Source organism: Pseudomonas sp. SDO5532_S415 (assembly GCF_054071155.1).
On the sequence record NZ_JBSVWS010000037.1, the window covers coordinates 1 to 18,313 of the forward strand.

The window sequence follows — 18,313 nt, forward strand, 5'->3', positions numbered from 1 at the left end:
GGGGTCTGTGTCGAACGCTGGATTCACGGTCGGCTTCGAACATATTGTGGGAGCGAGCCTGCTCGCGAAGAGGCCAGAGCAGGCAATACAAATTTCCTCTGACAAACCCCTCTATTTCAACCCCCCGCAAAAGTTGGAAAGCTTCTTGCAGTAGCCCCGCTGCGCCCGCTTCAGGCGTCAAAAGTTTGCTTTAAAGGCACGGGGATTACCGGTGGATCGCTCTCAGTTACTCAGCAGTACACGCACGCATATGGCAGACCTCAGTCGAGGCAATCTGGGCGTGCCGTTGTTGCTGCTGGTCATGTTGGCGATGATGATGTTGCCGATGCCGCCGTTCCTGCTCGACGTGTTTTTCACCTTCAACATTGCCTTGTCGATTGTCGTGCTGCTGGTCTGCGTCTACGCCTTGCGGCCGCTGGACTTCGCAGTGTTCCCGACCATTCTGCTGGTGGCGACGCTGTTGCGGCTGGCGTTGAACGTGGCCTCCACGCGGGTGGTGATGCTCCACGGCCAGGATGGTCACGCCGCCGCCGGTAAGGTGATCCAGGCCTTCGGCGAGGTGGTGATCGGCGGTAACTATGTGGTCGGTATCGTGGTGTTCGCGATTCTGATGATCATCAACTTCGTCGTGGTCACCAAGGGTGCCGGGCGGATTTCCGAGGTGAGCGCGCGTTTCACCCTCGATGCGATGCCCGGCAAGCAAATGGCGATCGACGCTGACCTCAACGCCGGCCTGATCGACCAGGCCCAGGCCAAGGCCCGTCGTTCGGAAGTGGCCCAGGAGGCCGAGTTCTACGGCTCCATGGACGGTGCCAGCAAATTCGTGCGCGGTGACGCCATCGCCGGTTTGCTGATTCTGTTCATCAACCTGATCGGCGGCATGGCGGTCGGTATCTTCCAGCACAACATGACGTTCGCCGATGCCGGCAAGGTTTACGCGCTGTTGACCATCGGTGACGGTTTGGTGGCGCAATTGCCATCACTGCTGTTGTCCACCGCGGCGGCGATCATGGTGACCCGTGCTTCCGGTTCGGAAGACATGGGCAAGCAGATCAATCGCCAGATGTTCGCCTCGCCCAAGGCACTGGCCGTGTCGGCGGGTTTGATGGCAGTGATGGGCCTGGTGCCCGGCATGCCGCATTTTTCCTTCCTGAGCATGGCCGCCCTGGCGGCGGGTGGCGCGTACCTGTTCTGGCGCAAGCAGAACATTGTCAAGGTCCAGGCTCTGCAAGAGGTCAAGCGTCAACAGGAGCTGCTGCCGTCGCCGGCCCGCGCCCAGGAAACCAAGGAGCTGGGCTGGGATGACGTGACGCCGATCGACATGATCGGCCTGGAAGTGGGCTATCGCCTGATTCCGCTGGTGGACCGCAATCAGGGTGGTCAATTGCTGGCGCGGATCAAGGGCGTGCGCAAGAAGCTGTCCCAGGACCTGGGTTTCCTGATGCCGACCGTGCACATCCGCGACAACCTCGACCTGGCGCCGAGTGCCTATCGCCTGACCCTGATGGGGGTGATCCTGGCGGAAGCGGAGATCTACCCGGACCGCGAACTGGCGATCAACCCGGGGCAGGTCTACGGCTCGCTCAACGGCATCACCGCCAAAGATCCGGCTTTCGGGCTGGAGGCGGTGTGGATCGAAATCAGCCAGCGTGCCCAGGCGCAATCGCTGGGCTACACCGTGGTCGATGCCAGTACCGTGGTGGCAACCCACTTGAACCAGATTCTGTACAAGCACTCCAGCGAGCTGATCGGTCACGAGGAAGTGCAGCAGCTCATGCAATTGCTGGCGAAAAACTCGCCGAAACTGGCCGAAGAACTGGTACCGGGCGTGCTGTCGCTGTCGCAATTGCTCAAAGTCCTGCAGGCGCTGCTGGCCGAGCAGGTGCCGGTGCGCGATATTCGCAGCATTGCCGAAGCCATCGCCAACAACGCGTCCAAGAGTCAAGATACTGCCGCATTGGTGGCCGCGGTGCGCGTCGGCGTTTCCCGCGCTATCGTCCAAAGCATTGTAGGCACTGACTCCGAGCTGCCAGTTATCACGCTGGAGCCAAGGTTGGAACAAATATTGCTCAATAGTCTGCAGAAGGCAGGACAAGGCTCGGAAGAGGGCGTTCTGTTGGAGCCAAGCATGGCTGAGAAGCTGCAACGTTCGTTGATCGATGCGGCGCAACGCCAGGAGATGCAAGGTCAACCGGTGATTCTGCTGGTAGCCGGCCCGGTTCGCGCGATGCTCTCGCGGTTTGGCCGACTGGCAGTGCCGGGTTTGCACGTTCTGGCTTACCAGGAAATTCCTGACAACAAGCAAGTGACCATCGTTGCGACAGTAGGGCCCAACGGCTGAGGTAGTGGGTTATGCAAGTTAAGCGTTTTTTCGCCGCCGATATGCGTCAGGCCATGAAACTGGTTCGTGATGAGCTGGGCGCCGATGCCGCCATCATTGGCAACCGCCGCATCGCCGGTGGTGTCGAGCTGACGGCTGCCCTGGATTACAAGCTGTCGGCGCTGGCACCGCGTGTTCCGAACATGGAACTTGAAGACGAGCTGCGCAAGACGCAATCGCGGATCGTCACCGCCCAGGCCGAATTGAGCCTGCGCAGCGAGGGCGAGAGCGATAACGCCACCAATCGCCAGTTGTTCGCCGGCCTGCCGCTCACGGCCGCCGAGCCACTGATCGAACCCACTTACGCCGAGCCCCGTCGCCCGGCGCCGGCACCTGCTGCTGCGCCTGCGGTCGATCAGCGGGTATTCGACTCGATGCGCTTCGAACTCAACGGTCTGCGCGAATTGCTTGAAGTACAACTTGGCTCTTTGGCGTGGAATCAGCTGCAAGGCAGCCGCCCGGACCAGGCTAACCTCTGGCGCCGCTTGCAGCGCATCGGCCTGTCCGGCCCGTTGTCGCGGGACTTGCTGGCGCTGATCACCGATATCGAAGAACCTCGCCAGGCCTGGCGCATGTTGCTGGCGCACTTGGCGCGGATGATTGCCACGCCGGAAGTCGAACCGCTGGAAGAGGGCGGTGTGATTGCCATGGTCGGCCCTGCCGGCATGGGCAAGACCACCACCCTGGCCAAGCTGGCTGCCCGTTACGTGCTCAAATACGGCGCGCAAAACATCGCGCTGGTGAGCATGGACAGCTATCGTATTGGTGCCCAGGAGCAACTCAAGACCCTGGGCCGGATTCTCAACGTGTCGGTAACTCACGTCGATCCGGGGCAATCGCTGGTGCAGGCGCTGGATCCACTGTTGCGCAAACGCGTCGTGCTGATCGATACCGCCGGCCTGCAAGCCAGCGATCCGGCGCTGCGCATGCAGCTTGAAAGCCTGGCCGGGCGTGGCATCAAGTCAAAAAATTACCTGGTCCTGGCAACCACCAGCCAGAAACAGGTTCTAACCGCCGCTTATCACAGTTACAAGCGCTGCGGGCTCGCTGGCTGCATCCTGACTAAACTGGATGAAACGGCGAGTCTGGGCGAGGTGTTGAGCCTTGCCATCAGCCATGAGTTGCCGGTGGCGTACCTGACCGATGGCCCGCGGATTCCGGATGATTTGCATCTGCCGCGTCGTCATCAACTGGTCAGTCGCGCCGTTAGCGTGCAAATGCAGGAAGAGCCCAGCGAAGAAGCCATGGCTGACATGTTCGCTGATATCTACCACAGCCCGACCAAGCAGGTAGGCTGAGGTGACAATGAATCGTTTTTGTACCTACATCGATGGTCTGCCATGCATTGTTCCAGTTGCGAACGCGCAGCCAGTAATGTGGCCTCCGTCTATGCAAGACAAGGTAAAGAAATAACATGGGCAGCATGCATCCCGTACAGGTGATCGCGGTGACCGGCGGCAAAGGTGGCGTCGGGAAAACTAACGTGTCAGTGAACTTGTCCCTGGCTTTGGCTGAGCTTGGCCGGCGCGTCATGCTGCTGGACGCCGATCTGGGGCTGGCGAACGTCGACGTTCTGCTGGGCCTGACACCCAAACGTACCCTGGCCGACGTGATCGAAGGCCGCTGCGAGCTGCGCGACGTCCTGTTGCAGGGGCCAGGCGGCATCCGCATCGTTCCGGCCGCGTCCGGCACCCAGAGCATGGTGCATTTGAGCCCGGCGCAACACGCCGGCCTGATCCAGGCGTTCAGCGACATCGGCGACAATCTCGACGTACTGGTGATCGACACCGCTGCGGGTATCGGTGACTCGGTAGTCAGTTTTGTGCGCGCCGCGCAGGAAGTGTTGCTGGTGGTCTGCGACGAGCCGACCTCGATCACCGACGCCTACGCATTGATCAAATTGCTTAACCGCGATTACGGCATGAATCGCTTCCGCGTCCTGGCCAACATGGCGCAGAGCCCGCAGGAAGGCCGCAACCTGTTCGCCAAGTTGACCAAGGTGACCGACCGCTTCCTCGACGTCGCCCTGCAATACGTTGGCGCCGTGCCGTACGACGAAAGCGTGCGCAAGGCCGTGCAGAAGCAGCGTGCGGTCTACGAAGCGTTCCCGCGTTCCAAGTGCTCGCTGGCGTTCAAGGCCATCGCACAGAAGGTCGATACATGGCCGCTGCCCGCCAACCCGCGCGGGCACCTGGAGTTTTTCGTCGAGCGCCTCGTGCAACAAACGGCAGGACCTGTGCTATGACAGCCAGCGGTTACAACCTCTACAAGAAGTCGGCGCGGGACGCGCAGTACGAGCTGATCGAGCGTTACGCGCCACTGGTCAAACGCATTGCCTACCACCTGCTGGCGCGTCTGCCGGCCAGCGTCCAGGTCGAAGACCTGATCCAGGCCGGGATGATCGGCCTGCTTGAAGTGTCGACCAAATACGACGCCAGCAAAGGCGCGAGTTTCGAGACGTACGCGGGCATCCGCATCCGCGGCGCCATGCTCGATGAAGTACGCAAGGGGGATTGGGCGCCACGTTCGGTCCACCGCAATACCCGGATGGTCAGCGACGCCATTCGCTCGATTGAAGCTAAAACAGGCCGTGACGCTAAAGATCACGAAGTTGCGGCCGAACTCCAATTGAGTCTCGACGATTACTACGGGATTTTGAACGACACCCTGGGCAGCCGCTTGTTCAGCTTCGACGATCTGTTGCAGGACGGCGAACACGAAGGGCTGCACGAGGATGGCGCGAGTGCTCATCTCGAACCGTCACGCGATCTGGAAGATGAACGCTTCCAGGCGGCGCTGGCGGACGCGATTGCCAATTTGCCGGAGCGTGAGCGACTGGTGTTGGCGCTGTACTACGACGAAGAGCTGAATCTCAAGGAAATCGGTGAGGTCCTGGGGGTCAGCGAATCTCGGGTCAGCCAGTTACACAGCCAGTGCGCGGCCCGTTTGCGGGGGCGTTTGGGAGAGTGGCGAGCGCGCTGAAGGCAGTGTGGGGGCACTGCGACGTGGCTGGTGGGGTGATGAACCGCGCCGGTCTCGATCCGCTGTACTCCAGACAGTCATCAAGTGTTTTGCCAGATTGATTGAAATGGCGCGTCCAGGTGCTGGGCGCGTTTTAGTCTGCTTGGAGGTCGAATTGGACAAGAACATGAAAATCCTCATCGTTGATGACTTCTCAACGATGCGGCGGATCATAAAAAACCTGTTGCGTGACCTTGGGTTCACCAACACGGTCGAGGCCGACGATGGCATTACCGCCATTCCGGTACTCAACAGCGGGAGCATCGACTTTCTGGTAACGGACTGGAACATGCCTGGCATGACCGGTATCGATCTGCTGCGCCACGTGCGTGCCGATGAAAAGCTCAAGCACCTGCCGGTGCTGATGGTGACCGCTGAAGCCAAGCGCGAACAGATCATCGAAGCGGCCCAGGCCGGTGTAAACGGCTATGTGGTCAAACCCTTCACGGCCCAGGCGTTGAAAGAAAAAATCGAGAAGATTTTCGAACGCATCGGTTGAACTGCGCCACGGGGGAGCTATGGGGCATAACGAATCTTCGCAGGGTGATTTTGAATCGACCCTGAAAAAACACGCCGTCGAACTGGTCGCGAGCCTTGAAAAGGGCAAGTTCGGCGATGCTGTGCAATTGATCCATGAGCTCAACCAGACCCGTGACCGCGGCCTGTATCAGGAAGTGGGCAAGCTCACCCGCGAGCTGCATAGCGCGATCGTCAATTTCCAGATTGACCCGCACATGCCGCAAGCCGAGGAAGTGTCACAGATCACGGATGCGACCGAGCGCCTGTCCTATGTGGTCAAGCTGACCGAGGCCGCGGCCAACCGCACCATGGACCTGGTGGAAAGCGCCACGCCGGTGGTCAACCGCCTGAGCGATGAAGCCCAGGCCTTGAGCACGGACTGGGGACGGTTCATGCGTCGCGAAGTCGGGGCTGAAGAGTTCCGCGAACTGGCCCGGCGGGTCGACGGTTTCCTGGCGCGCAGCGCCGAAGACGGCCGCGCGGTGTCGAGCAACCTCAACGACATCCTGCTTGCCCAGGACTACCAGGACCTCACCGGTCAAGTGATCAAGCGCGTGACCCAACTGGTCACCGAAGTTGAAAGCAACCTGCTCAAGCTCGTGCTCATGGCCAGTCAGGTGGACCGCTTTGCGGGCATCGAACATGACCGTGAAGCGATGCTTGCCGAAAAAGATCCACAAAAACATCTCTCTCAGGGTGAAGGTCCGCAGATTCATGCCGATAAAAGAGAAGACGTTGTGTCCGGTCAGGACGATGTGGACGATTTGCTATCCAGCCTGGGATTTTAGAATTTTAGTTTTCTAGAGTTTTGGAATTTTAGGTTTTTTGGGTTTTTAGACCTGTTAGGAGCACACCATTAATGAGCTTCGGCGCCGATGAAGAGATCCTTCAGGATTTCCTGGTTGAGGCCGGCGAGATTCTAGAGCAACTGTCCGAGCAACTGGTCGAGCTGGAAAGCCGGCCGGATGATGCGGACTTGCTCAATGCAATTTTTCGCGGTTTTCACACTGTAAAAGGGGGCGCCGGCTTCCTCCAGCTCAACGAGCTGGTGGAGTGCTGTCACATCGCCGAAAACGTGTTCGACATCCTGCGCAAGGGCGAACGTCGCGTCGACTCGGAATTGATGGACGTGGTTCTCGAAGCACTGGACGCGGTGAACAGCATGTTCAGCGAAGTCCGCGAGCGCAGCCCGATCACGGCTGCCACGCCTGAATTGCTCGCGGCCCTGGCCCGTCTGGCCGAGCCGCAAACGGCTGACGAGGCCGCACCGGCACCCGTTGCCGACGTGGTTGAAGAGCCTGTCGCTGAAAGCGAATCGGGCGATATTACCGACAATGAATTCGAACAACTGCTGGACTCGCTGAACGCCGTGAAGGCACAGGCCGAGGCGCCGGCGGCTGCTCCGGCACCGGCCGGCGACGGCGCTGCCAGTGACGAAATCACCGATGCCGAGTTCGAGTCGTTGCTCGACCAGTTGCACGGTAAAGGCCAGTTTGCCGTTGATGCGGTGGTGGCGCCTGCCGCGCCTGCCGCGCCGGAAGCTCCGAAAGCCGCTGGCGACAGCTCCGATATTACGGATGACGAATTCGAAGCACTGCTCGACCAGTTGCACGGCAAGGGCAACTTTGCGGTGGATGCGCTGGAATCGGCCATCGCTTCGGTGCCAACCCCGGCAGCACCTGTCGCCGCTGCGGCCGGTAGCGACCTGATCACCGATCACGAATTCGAATCGCTGCTCGACGAATTGCACGGCAAAGGCAAGTTCACCGAAGTTGGCACTGCCTCTGGAACCGCTTCGGGCACCAGTGCTCCGGTGGCGGCACCTGTCGCCAAGGCTGCGGCACCGAAACCCGTGGCCAAGGCACCAGAGCCGAAAGCCGAAACTCCAGCGGCTGCTGCCGCTCCGGCTCCGGCCCGTGCCCCGGCATCGGCGCCAGCGGAAAAACCGGCCAGCGAAGCCGAGACGACCGTGCGGGTCGATACCGCGCGTCTCGACGAAATCATGAACATGGTCGGCGAACTCGTGCTGGTGCGTAACCGCCTGGTCCGCCTCGGCGCCAACAGCGCCGATGAAGCCATGTCCAAGGCCGTGTCGAACCTCGACGTGGTCACGGCCGACCTGCAGACCGCGGTCATGAAGACCCGGATGCAACCGATCAAGAAAGTCTTCGGGCGCTTCCCACGCCTGGTTCGCGACCTGGCTCGCCAGCTCAAGAAAGAGATCAACCTGGAGCTGGTCGGCGAAGAAACCGACCTCGACAAGAACCTCGTCGAGGCCCTGGCCGACCCGCTGGTCCACTTGGTGCGCAACGCAGTCGACCACGGCATCGAGTCGCCGGAAGAACGCGAAGCGTCGGGCAAGGCCCGTGGCGGCAAGGTCATCCTGGCCGCGGAGCAGGAGGGTGACCACATCCTGCTATCGATCTCCGATGACGGTAAAGGCATGGACCCGAACGTCCTGCGTTCCATCGCGGTGAAACGCGGTGTGATGGACAAGGATGCGGCCGATCGGCTGAGCGACACCGAGTGCTACAACCTGATTTTCGCCCCGGGCTTCTCGACCAAGACCGAGATTTCCGACGTGTCGGGTCGTGGCGTGGGCATGGACGTGGTGAAAACCAAGATTTCCCAGCTCAACGGCTCGATCAACATCTACTCGGCCAAGGGCCAGGGTTCGAAGATCGTCATCAAGGTGCCGTTGACCCTGGCGATCATGCCGACGCTGATGGTCATGCTCGGCAACCAGGCGTTCGCGTTCCCGCTGGTGAACGTCAACGAGATCTTCCACCTCGACCTGTCGACCACCAACGTGGTGGATGGCCAGGAAGTGGTGATCGTGCGGGACAAGGCGCTGCCGTTGTTCTACCTCAAGCGCTGGCTGGTCAGCTCCGCCGCTCACGAAGAGCAGCGAGAAGGCCATGTGGTGATCCTTTCGGTGGGCACCCAGCGGATCGGCTTCGTCGTCGATCAACTGGTGGGTCAGGAAGAAGTGGTCATCAAGCCATTGGGCAAAATGCTCCAGGGAACCCCGGGCATGTCGGGCGCCACCATTACCGGTGACGGTCGCATTGCGCTGATTCTCGATGTTCCGAGCATGCTCAAGCGTTACGCCACGCGGCGTATTTGATTCTGGCGAAGCGGGGCGTCTGAGGTCCCGCGGCGTCTAACGGAGTGTTTATGGCAGTCAAAGTCCTGGTGGTGGACGATTCGGGGTTTTTCCGCCGCCGCGTCTCGGAAATTCTTTCAGCGGATTCGAATATCCAGGTCGTCGGCACGGCGACCAACGGAAAAGAGGCGATCGATCAGGCACTGGCCCTCAAGCCGGACGTGATCACCATGGACTATGAGATGCCGATGATGGACGGCATCACGGCGGTGCGGCACATCATGCAGCGCTGCCCGACTCCGGTCTTGATGTTTTCCTCGCTGACCCACGAAGGCGCCCGGGTAACCCTCGATGCGCTGGACGCCGGCGCGGTGGACTTCCTGCCGAAGAATTTCGAAGACATCTCGCGCAACCCCGAGAAGGTCAAGCAACTGCTGTGCGAGAAGATCCTGAGCATCTCGCGCAGCAACCGTCGCGTCAGCGCCTACAGTGTTCCGGCACCGGTAGCCACACCTGCACCAGCGCCTGCGCCTTCCAGCCTCGGCAGTTATGGCGGCAGCGCGCCTGCGCGCCCGGCTCCGGCCCCGATGCCTGCACGTACCCACGTGGCCACGCCGTCGTCGCCCGCGCCGAAACGCAAAGCCTACAAACTGGTGGCCATCGGTACCTCCACCGGTGGGCCGGTTGCCCTGCAGCGGGTATTGACCCAGTTGCCGGCCAACTTCCCGGCGCCGATCGTGTTGATCCAGCACATGCCAGCAGCGTTCACCAAGGCTTTCGCGGAGCGTCTGGACAAGCTCTGCCGCATCAGCGTCAAGGAAGCCGAGGATGGCGACATCCTGCGTCCGGGCCTGGCGCTGCTGGCACCGGGTGGCAAGCAAATGATGATCGATGGCCGTGGCGCGGTGAAAATCCTGCCGGGCGACGAGCGTCTGAACTACAAGCCGTGCGTGGACATTACCTTCGGCTCCGCGGCCAAATCCTACGGTGACAAAGTTCTGGCGGTGGTATTGACCGGCATGGGCGCCGACGGTCGCGAAGGCGCGCGCCTGCTCAAGCAGGGCGGCAGTTCGATCTGGGCCCAGGATGAAGCCAGCTGCGTGATCTACGGCATGCCGATGGCCATCGTCAAAGCCGAGCTCGCCGACGCGGTGTACAGCCTGGACGACATCGGCAAGCACCTGGTCGAGGCCTGTATCTGATGGATGTTCTGAGCCTTATCGGCATCATCATGGCGTTCGTCGCCATCATCGGCGGCAACTACCTTGAGGGCGGACATCTCGGTGCGCTGGCCAACGGCCCGGCGGCACTGATCGTACTGGGCGGGACCATTGGCGCGGCATTGCTGCAATCACCGATGAGCGCTTTCAAGCGGGCCATGCAGATCCTGGCGTGGATTCTGTTCCCGCCACGCGTCGACCTGGCCGGTGGCATCGATCGTGTCGTCAACTGGAGCCTGACCGCGCGCAAGGAAGGCTTGCTCGGCCTGGAAGGCGTAGCCGACACCGAACCCGACAGCTACTCGCGCAAAGGCTTGCAACTGCTGGTGGACGGCGCCGAACCCGAGGCGATCCGCAGCATTCTGGAAGTGGATTTCTATACCCAGGAAAGCCGCGACATCGAGGCCGCCAAAGTCTTTGAAAGCATGGGTGGCTACGCGCCGACCATCGGCATCATCGGTGCGGTGATGGGCCTGATTCACGTCATGGGCAACCTGGGTGATCCGTCGCAACTGGGTAACGGCATTGCCGTGGCCTTCGTCGCCACCATCTACGGCGTGGCCAGTGCCAACCTGGTGCTGCTGCCGATTGCCGCCAAACTCAAATCCGTTGCATTGCGCCAGTCGCGTTATCGCGAAATGTTGCTCGAAGGCATCCTGTCGATTGCCGAAGGTGAAAACCCTCGCTCCATTGAGTTGAAGCTCCAGGGCTTCATGGACTAAGGGAATAACCTCATGGCACGTCGCCGTCAGCATGATGAACACGTTAATCACGAGCGCTGGCTGGTGTCCTACGCGGACTTCATCACCTTGCTCTTCGCGTTTTTCGTGGTGATGTACTCGATCTCTTCGGTCAACGAAGGCAAGTACAAGGTCATTTCCCAAGCGCTGATCGGCGTCTTCAACGATGCCGACCGTTCCCTCCAGCCGATACCCATTGGTGAAGAGCGCCCGAAGACCGTGACCCCGGCCAAGCCGCTGGTCAAGGATGCCGAACAGGTTGACGCCGGTATCGCCGGAGCCAGCGATCCGCTGAAAAGCATCGCCGACGACATCAGCGCCGCCTTTGGCGACCTGATCAAATCCAACCAGATGACCGTGCGCGGCAATGAGCTGTGGGTCGAGATCGAACTCAATTCCAGCCTGTTGTTCGGCAGCGGCGACGCCATGCCCAGCGACATGGCCTTCAACATCATCGACAAGGTCGCGGTCATTTTGAAGCCGTTCGACAACCCGATTCACGTCGAAGGTTTTACCGACGATCAACCCATACGTACCGCGCAGTACCCGACCAACTGGGAACTGTCGTCGGCCCGTTCGGCGAGCATCGTGCGCATGCTGGCGATGCAGGGGGTGAACCCCGGTCGTCTGGCATCGGTGGGCTACGGCGAATTCCAGCCCGTGGCCAACAACGCCACGGTCGAGGGCCGGGCGCGCAACCGTCGTGTCGTGCTGGTGGTGTCACGCAATCTTGACGTGCGCCGCAGCCTGACCGGGACCGGAGCCGCTCATACCACACCGGATGCCGCTTTGAAGCGTGCTGGCACACAAACTGCACCGACCCCGGTCAAGTCGCCGGTACGAGAGAGCGCCGTCAATTCTCCGTCACCCGCATTAACACGTTGAGCTATTTCCCGGTCGATTCGACCGGGAGGAACCAAACCAAATGAGAGTCTGGGCAGTCGCCAATCAAAAGGGTGGTGTCGGTAAAACCACTTCCTCCATCGCTTTAGCCGGTTTGCTGGCCGAGGCGGGCAAGCGCGTGGTCGTGGTTGACCTCGACCCCCACGGCTCGATGACCAGTTATTTCGGCTATGACCCCGACAGCCTGGAACACAGCAACTACGACCTGTTCCTGCACAAGGGCAGCGTGCCTCAGGGCTTGCCCGGACAATTGCTGCTGTCCACCAGCGACGAACGTATTTCCCTGTTGCCATCGAGTACCGCCCTGGCCACCCTTGAGCGCCAGTCGCCGGGCCAGAGTGGCCTGGGCCTGGTGATCGCCAAGAGCCTGGCACAGTTGTGGCAAGACTTCGATTACGCGGTGATCGACAGCCCGCCGTTGCTCGGCGTGCTGATGGTCAATGCCTTGGCGGCGAGCCAGCAACTGGTGATCCCGGTGCAAACCGAACACCTGGCGGTCAAAGGTCTGGAGCGCATGATCAACACCCTGGCGATGATCAATCGCTCGCGCAAGCAGGCCTTGCCGTTCACCATCGTGCCGACCCTGTTCGACCGGCGTACGCAAGCGTCCCTCGGCACGCTGCGGGTCTTGCGCGACAAGTTTCCGGAGGCAATCTGGCAGGGCTACATTCCCGTGGACACCCGCTTGCGCGATGCCAGCCGTGCCGGGCTGACGCCCTCGCAATTCGACGGCAAGAGCCGTGGCGTTCTTGCCTACCGTGCGCTGCTCAAGCATCTGCTGACGGCACAACTTGTTCCGCAGGTGGCATGACATGACCCCGATCCCTGTAGGAGCGAGCTCGCTCGCGATGGACGTCAACGATGACGCGGGAAACCTGACACGCCGTGGCGCTCTCAGGTTCATCGCGAGCATGCTCGCTCCTATAGGTGAGCGTTCATGAACCGGCCGTTGAAGACCACTTCTCGTCCGCAACTGGCGTTGCAGTCCTACCTGGATAATCTGCTGCAGGAAGTCACTGAGGAATTCGCGCCAGAAATCGAAGCGCTGCCCGCCGTGGTTGAGGTTGAGGCGGCGCTGGATGAATTCCAGGCGGCAGTGCTCGAAGAGCAGGCGCGCGATGCGCAGAAAATCGTAGTCGCGACCGCACCGGTGGTAGCGCCGGTAACGAAGACGCCGGTTGCCGTGGTCGAAGCGCCGACACCCGTTCTGGCGCCGGTCTCAACCATCGCCCCCTTGCTGCAAGCCTTAGTGCCACCGGCTGTCGAAGAACAACAGGTTTTGGTTCCTGCCCCGGTCGAAGTGCAACAGGTGCTGGTACCACCCGTGGTCGAAGTCCACCTGCCACCCGCCAACCCACCGCCGCCGGTGGAAACCGACGGTCGTCCGGTGTGGGCAGCCGAGCCCTTCGAATGTCTGTTGTTCGATGTCGCCGGGTTGACCCTGGCGGTGCCGCTGGTGTGCCTGGGCTCGATCTACTCACTGGCCGGCCACGAACTGACGCCGCTGTTCGGCCAGCCGGAGTGGTTCCTCGGCATCCTGCCGAGCCAGGCGGGCAACCTGAAGGTTCTGGACACCGCGCGTTGGGTCATGCCCGACCGTTATCGCGATGATTTCCGTCAGGGCCTGCAATACGTCATCTCGGTTCAGGGCTACGAGTGGGGGCTGGCGGTGCATCAGGTCAGCCGCTCGTTGCGCCTGGACCCGAACGAAATCAAGTGGCGCAGTCACCGTGGTCAACGGCCATGGCTGGCGGGCACGGTGATTGAACACATGTGTGCATTGCTTGACGTTTCCGCGCTGGCCGAGTTGATCGCCAGCGGCGGGGCAAAGCACATGAGCGGCAGCAAGCCGGTCCAAAAGTTGAAATGAAAACTGCACAACAAACAGGCGACGGCATCCAAATGCCGCAGCACCGAACACACACCGCCAGGGCGGTTTTTCGAGGGGTCAGGGTATGAATGATAAGGCGACGGCGGCAAAAGGGTCCGAAGATCCGATCCTGCAATGGGTAACCTTCAAGCTGGACAACGAAACCTACGGCATCAACGTGATGCGCGTTCAGGAAGTCCTGCGCTACACCGAAATCGCCCCGGTGCCCGGTGCCCCGAGCTACGTGCTGGGCATCATCAACCTGCGCGGTAACGTGGTCACCGTGATCGACACCCGTCAGCGCTTCGGCCTGATGAATGCCGAAATCAGCGACAACACCCGTATCGTCATCATCGAAGCCGACAAGCAGGTTGTCGGGATCATGGTCGACAGCGTGGCCGAAGTGGTTTACCTGCGTCAGTCGGAAATCGAAACCGCGCCGAACGTCGGTAACGAAGAATCCGCCAAGTTCATTCAAGGCGTGTGCAACAAGAACAACGAACTGCTGATCCTGGTCGAACTGGACAAGATGATGAGCGAAGAAGAATGGTCGGAACTGGAGAGTATCTGATTGATTCTCGAGGTTGCGGTCATTGTCCTGTTCCTGTTCTGGGCAGGCACGCTGGCGATGTTTCTGGCGTACATTCGCGATCAACGGAAGATCGCCGCGCAACAGGCCCAGGGCGATGCGCTGCGTGATCAGCGCATCAAGGACCTGGCCAAAAGCGTGGATGACTATCAGAACGGCAACGTGCGCATGGGTGAAGACCTGCACGAACTGCGCGCGATCGTCGCGCCGTTGCCGGACCGGCTCACCCGTGTGGAACAACGCGATCCTACCAGCCTCTCGTTCGCCCAGGCGGCGCGACTGGTGGGGATGGGCGCGAGCGTCGACGAGCTGACCCAGTCCTGCGGCTTGACCCAGGCTGAGGCGGAGTTGATGAGTAAGCTGCACAAGAACTGATTTTTTGCGATTTGGCTGAGGCCGCTTTCGCGAGCAGGCTCGCTCCCACAATGAATCGGGGTGGACACAAGACGTGTGAACACCGCCAATCACCTGTGGGAGCGGGCTTGCCCGCGATGGCGTCGTCGAACCCTCAGTAATCATCCCCGCGATCGGTGATGTCCTTCTCAACCATCGACGCCCCCGGATCCTGCCCCGCCGGAAACTTGCCCTTCAGACTCCACGCAAACGCAATAATCTCCGCGATCGTGCGATACAGCTCTTCCGGAATACTGTCCCCCAGTTCCATGCGCGCCAGCAGCCTCACCAACTCGGCGTTTTCGTAGATCGGCACTTCATAGTCGCGGGCGATCCGCAGGATTTCTTCAGCCAGTTCTTCATCACCCTTGGCGGTGAGGGTAGGGGCGTGGGTGCCGTCGTATTTGAGGGCGATGGCCTGGCGGGGTGCGTTGGGGTTTTTCATGCGGTTTCGTCGACCCAGCGTTGTTCGAGACGGGTTTGCGGGCCTTGAGGCGGCTTGCCCTGATGGCAATCCAGATCGCCGACGTTCAGCCCCGAGGCCAGCAGACGTTGACGCAGTGCGGCCAGGTTGTTTTCGATCAGGCTGGCGGTGTACGGCCGTTCGGCCCAGAGCTGGCTGGAGAGACTGCCCTTGATCAGCTGTGCCTGAATCTGCATCGGCCCCAGCGGCTCCATTTCGAACGCCAGCTCGACGCGCCACAGTTGTTGCTTGGGCTCTCGCTCTTCACGGCGTTCATGGGGTTGTTCCCTGTCTGGCGCTTCTTCACGCTGGAACTTGATCTGCAACGGCACGATGTCCTGCAGGTTGCGCATCGGAACTTCCAGTTGCCAGGTGCTCATCAAGCGGCCGTCGCTGGTAACACCGGTCTGCTCCAGGCTGGACAGTTGATGGCTCTGCAGGCGTGAAACCGCCGCCGCTGCCAGGCGCAGCAGGTGTTCAAGATCATCTTCGCCTTCAGCGTTCTGCAACAGGCGCTCGGGCAGCGGGAAGCTGGTGGGCGACGGTTTGGCACTGACCTGCCCGAGCATACCCAGGGCATTGCGCACGAAGCTCGGCATGGCCTGGGCCAGGGTGTTGGCGGCGATGATCGCGCTGAGGTTGGTGCTGGCGGGCAGCCCTGGCGTCAGTTGCGCGATCAGTTTGAGCAGGTCGGCCTTCATGTCGGGCGCGAGCGCCGGGTTCTGCCCGGTCAGCAGTTTCGATTCGAGGAACGCGCCGCTGCCGGCCAGTGCCAGGGCCAGGCCCTTGGGTGTGCTCAGTTGCTGAACGTCCGGCAGACCGGCGAGCAATTTGTCCACGGCCACGCGCAAGTCGCTTGAGGTCGGATTTGAAGCTGGCAGGTTTTGCAGGAGCTTGAGCAAGCCATCGAGCGAGCCCTGGCGGCTTTGTTGGCCGACCAGTTGCTGGGTCACCGCCAATTGCTCCTGGCGGCTGCTCAAGGGCACGAACTTCAAGGTCTGGGTGTCCTGCACCTGGGCGCTGAGCAAGGTGCCGATGCGCAAAGGCTGTGGGCTGTCGATGCTCAAGGTGCTGCCGCTCAAGGCCGTATTGAGCAGGCTGACCATCGAGCGAAATACCGTCGGTTGCCCCGGCACTTGCGGCAACACCTGGGAGGTCAGCACTTTGCCCTGCAACAGGGTGCCGACCGGCAGTTGCGTGGTGTCGAGGCGGGTGAGGGTGGCGACGCTGGAAGCGATGGCTTGTTGCACCGTGACGGCGAGGTTCCCTGCTGAAGGCTGGGTGACCGCGATGCTTGTACCCTGGGCCAACGGTAGGTTGCTGGTGGCCTGGACCGTGGTCTGGCGGCCGCTTTCCAGGGTGACCTTGAGCAGCAGCTGAAAAGTCTGATCCGCCTGCTTGAGCGACAACACCTCGGCCTTGGCCGTCTGACCGGCAGTGATCAGGCCCTCGATGGGTGTCAGCAGCTTGAGCAATTCGCCACTGACCGCCAGTGGACGCGTGGTCGCCGAGGTGGTCTGGGGTAGCGGGAGGATGTTCATTTCGCCTGTCATACGCGGTCACAACCTTGGGAAAATGCACTCTTTAGAGTAGGAAATGGCATGTATAATGCCGCCGCGTTGTATACAGAGTGCCGGAAACATTGCAATTATTTGACGCAGCTCGCTAGTTCGGGCCGCCAATAGATCTATTCTGCATCTCTTTAACGGCCGCGCCAGAGCCGACTTGAACCGTATAAGGCCCGTGAACCCTTGACCAGTCCTGTCCTGCAAACCGTTGCCCTTGCCTGTGAGCGAGACCTTCGGCTGCTCTTCGAAAATCTCGATTTGAGACTGGCCAGTGGCGAAATGGTGCAAATCAGTGGCCCAAACGGCAGTGGCAAGACCAGCCTGTTACGCCTGCTTTCGGGGCTGATGCACCCGACGGCCGGTCAAGTGCTGCTCAATGGCCAACCGCTCAACGAACAACGCACGGAACTGGCGCGCAACCTGCTGTGGATCGGTCATGCGGCGGGGATCAAGGATCTGCTGACGCCGGAAGAGAACCTCAGCTGGCTGTGTGCCCTGCATCAACCGGCCTCCCACAAAGCCATCTGGCAAGCCCTGGCAGCGGTCGGATTGCGCGGTTTCGAAGATGTTCCCTGCCACACGCTATCCGCTGGGCAGCAGCGTCGTGTCGCGCTGGCACGGCTGTATCTGGACAGCCCGCCGCTGTGGATTCTCGATGAACCCTTCACGGCCCTCGACAAGCAAGGTGTGGCGCAGCTGGAAGAACACCTGGCCGGCCACTGCGAACGCGGCGGCATGGTGGTGTTGACCACTCACCACACACTGAGCCGCATGCCGGCCAGCTATCGCGACATTGATCTGGGGAAATGGGCGGTATGAGTGTTTTTGGCCTGTTGGTCGCCCGTGAGGCCCGTCTGCTGTTCCGCCGTCCTGCGGAGCTGGCCAATCCGCTGGTGTTTTTCGCCATCGTCGTTTCCCTGTTTCCCTTGGCGGTCGGTCCCGAGTCTCAATTGTTGCAAACCTTGTCCCCGGGACTGGTCTGGGTGGCGGCCCTTTTATCGGTTTTGCTCTCGCTGGACGGGCTTTTCCGCAGTGATTTCGAAGACGGCTCGCTGGAACAGTGGGTCCTTTCGCCGCACCCCCTGCCTCTTCTGGTTTTGGCCAAGGTGCTGGCACACTGGGCGTTTTCCGGCCTGGCACTGGTTTTGCTCGCTCCCTTGCTGGCGTTGATGCTCGGTTTGCCTGCCGCCTGTCTGCCGGTGTTGCTGCTTTCTTTATTGCTGGGTACACCGGTGCTGAGCCTGCTCGGTGCGGTGGGCGCGGCGCTGACGGTCGGTTTGAAGCGCGGTGGCCTGTTGCTGGCGTTGCTGATTCTGCCGTTGTACATCCCGGTGTTGATTCTCGGCAGTGGCGCCTTGCAGGCAGCCCTGCAGGGCATGCCGGCGACCGGTTATCTCTTGTGGCTTGGTAGCCTGACCGCCCTGGCGATAACCCTGACACCTTTTGCAATAGCCGCTGGCCTGAAGATCAGCGTCGGCGAATAATAATGAGGTCTGGTTAATTTTTAACCACTCTTTTTAAAAAAAAGCAGACCCTTTGAC

The 18,313-nt window shown here is 60.9% G+C and carries 18 protein-coding genes; 16 read left to right on the forward strand and 2 right to left on the reverse strand.

The window, feature by feature from the left end; all coding sequences use genetic code 11:
* Window positions 1-211 precede the first annotated feature (211 nt).
* The 14 genes from flhA (at window position 212) to ACW9HW_RS11830 (ending at window position 14,723) form a co-directional block, all read left to right on the forward strand.
* The gene (flhA, locus tag ACW9HW_RS11765) at window positions 212-2,341 is read left to right on the forward strand and encodes a flagellar biosynthesis protein FlhA (protein WP_095195708.1); all 2,130 of its coding nucleotides are present in this window, start codon (window positions 212-214) and stop codon (window positions 2,339-2,341) included.
* An 11-nt stretch (window positions 2,342-2,352) separates the two neighbouring features.
* The gene (gene flhF, locus ACW9HW_RS11770; protein WP_095195707.1) at window positions 2,353-3,678 is read left to right on the forward strand and encodes a flagellar biosynthesis protein FlhF; all 1,326 of its coding nucleotides are present in this window, start codon (window positions 2,353-2,355) and stop codon (window positions 3,676-3,678) included.
* A gap of 116 nt (window positions 3,679-3,794) precedes the next feature.
* The gene (gene fleN, locus ACW9HW_RS11775) at window positions 3,795-4,625 is read left to right on the forward strand and encodes a flagellar synthesis regulator FleN (RefSeq protein ID WP_008001746.1); all 831 of its coding nucleotides are present in this window, start codon (window positions 3,795-3,797) and stop codon (window positions 4,623-4,625) included.
* A complete protein-coding gene (fliA, locus tag ACW9HW_RS11780; RefSeq protein ID WP_007894214.1) occupies window positions 4,622-5,362 on the forward strand; it encodes an RNA polymerase sigma factor FliA in 741 nt (246 codons plus the stop codon). Before fleN ends, fliA begins: the two co-directional genes overlap by 4 nt.
* A gap of 166 nt (window positions 5,363-5,528) precedes the next feature.
* The gene (locus tag ACW9HW_RS11785) at window positions 5,529-5,900 is read left to right on the forward strand and encodes a chemotaxis response regulator CheY (RefSeq protein WP_008006721.1); all 372 of its coding nucleotides are present in this window, start codon (window positions 5,529-5,531) and stop codon (window positions 5,898-5,900) included.
* Window positions 5,901-5,919: 19 nt separating this feature from the next.
* Complete coding sequence (locus ACW9HW_RS11790) at window positions 5,920-6,708, forward strand: protein phosphatase CheZ (protein WP_095195706.1); 789 nt, start codon at window positions 5,920-5,922, stop codon at window positions 6,706-6,708.
* Between the two features lie 71 nt (window positions 6,709-6,779).
* On the forward strand, window positions 6,780-9,047 hold the full coding sequence (locus tag ACW9HW_RS11795; protein WP_095195705.1) for a chemotaxis protein CheA: 2,268 nt from the start codon (window positions 6,780-6,782) through the stop codon (window positions 9,045-9,047).
* Window positions 9,048-9,097: 50 nt separating this feature from the next.
* A complete protein-coding gene (locus ACW9HW_RS11800) occupies window positions 9,098-10,228 on the forward strand; it encodes a protein-glutamate methylesterase/protein-glutamine glutaminase (RefSeq protein ID WP_457399958.1) in 1,131 nt (376 codons plus the stop codon).
* Window positions 10,228-10,968, forward strand: coding sequence for a flagellar motor protein (locus ACW9HW_RS11805; RefSeq protein WP_095195703.1), 741 nt, complete (start codon window positions 10,228-10,230; stop codon window positions 10,966-10,968). The genes ACW9HW_RS11800 and ACW9HW_RS11805 overlap by 1 nt, the downstream gene beginning before the upstream one ends.
* Before the next feature lie 12 nt (window positions 10,969-10,980).
* Entirely contained in the window at window positions 10,981-11,871 is an 891-nt protein-coding gene (gene motD, locus ACW9HW_RS11810; protein ID WP_457399960.1) for a flagellar motor protein MotD, read from the forward strand.
* 40 nt (window positions 11,872-11,911) lie between these two features.
* Window positions 11,912-12,700 (forward strand): ParA family protein, encoded by a 789-nt coding sequence (locus ACW9HW_RS11815; RefSeq protein WP_457399962.1) that lies wholly within the window; start codon window positions 11,912-11,914, stop codon window positions 12,698-12,700.
* A 126-nt stretch (window positions 12,701-12,826) separates the two neighbouring features.
* Window positions 12,827-13,759, forward strand: a complete 933-nt coding sequence (locus tag ACW9HW_RS11820) for a chemotaxis protein CheW (RefSeq protein ID WP_457399963.1) — start codon at window positions 12,827-12,829, stop codon at window positions 13,757-13,759.
* 85 nt (window positions 13,760-13,844) lie between these two features.
* Window positions 13,845-14,330, forward strand: coding sequence for a chemotaxis protein CheW (locus ACW9HW_RS11825; protein WP_007980742.1), 486 nt, complete (start codon window positions 13,845-13,847; stop codon window positions 14,328-14,330).
* On the forward strand, window positions 14,331-14,723 hold the full coding sequence (locus tag ACW9HW_RS11830) for a DUF2802 domain-containing protein (protein ID WP_095195699.1): 393 nt from the start codon (window positions 14,331-14,333) through the stop codon (window positions 14,721-14,723).
* A gap of 133 nt (window positions 14,724-14,856) precedes the next feature.
* Here the strand turns inward: ACW9HW_RS11830 and ACW9HW_RS11835 are convergent, their stop codons facing one another.
* Both ACW9HW_RS11835 and fliK read right to left on the reverse strand, forming a co-directional pair.
* Window positions 14,857-15,186: an EscU/YscU/HrcU family type III secretion system export apparatus switch protein gene (locus ACW9HW_RS11835; RefSeq protein WP_457399964.1), complete on the reverse strand. Its 330-nt coding sequence runs from the start codon at window positions 15,184-15,186 to the stop codon at window positions 14,857-14,859.
* On the reverse strand, window positions 15,183-16,757 hold the full coding sequence (fliK, locus tag ACW9HW_RS11840) for a flagellar hook-length control protein FliK (RefSeq protein ID WP_457399966.1): 1,575 nt from the start codon (window positions 16,755-16,757) through the stop codon (window positions 15,183-15,185). The genes ACW9HW_RS11835 and fliK overlap by 4 nt, the downstream gene beginning before the upstream one ends.
* Window positions 16,758-16,955: 198 nt before the next feature.
* On the opposite strand from fliK, the gene ccmA reads away from it, so the two are divergent.
* Together ccmA and ccmB are read left to right on the forward strand one after the other, a co-directional pair.
* Window positions 16,956-17,591, forward strand: coding sequence for a cytochrome c biogenesis heme-transporting ATPase CcmA (gene ccmA, locus ACW9HW_RS11845; RefSeq protein ID WP_457399967.1), 636 nt, complete (start codon window positions 16,956-16,958; stop codon window positions 17,589-17,591).
* On the forward strand, window positions 17,588-18,256 hold the full coding sequence (gene ccmB / locus ACW9HW_RS11850) for a heme exporter protein CcmB (RefSeq protein WP_007983326.1): 669 nt from the start codon (window positions 17,588-17,590) through the stop codon (window positions 18,254-18,256). The genes ccmA and ccmB overlap by 4 nt, the downstream gene beginning before the upstream one ends.
* The last annotated feature ends 57 nt before the right edge of the window (window positions 18,257-18,313 follow it).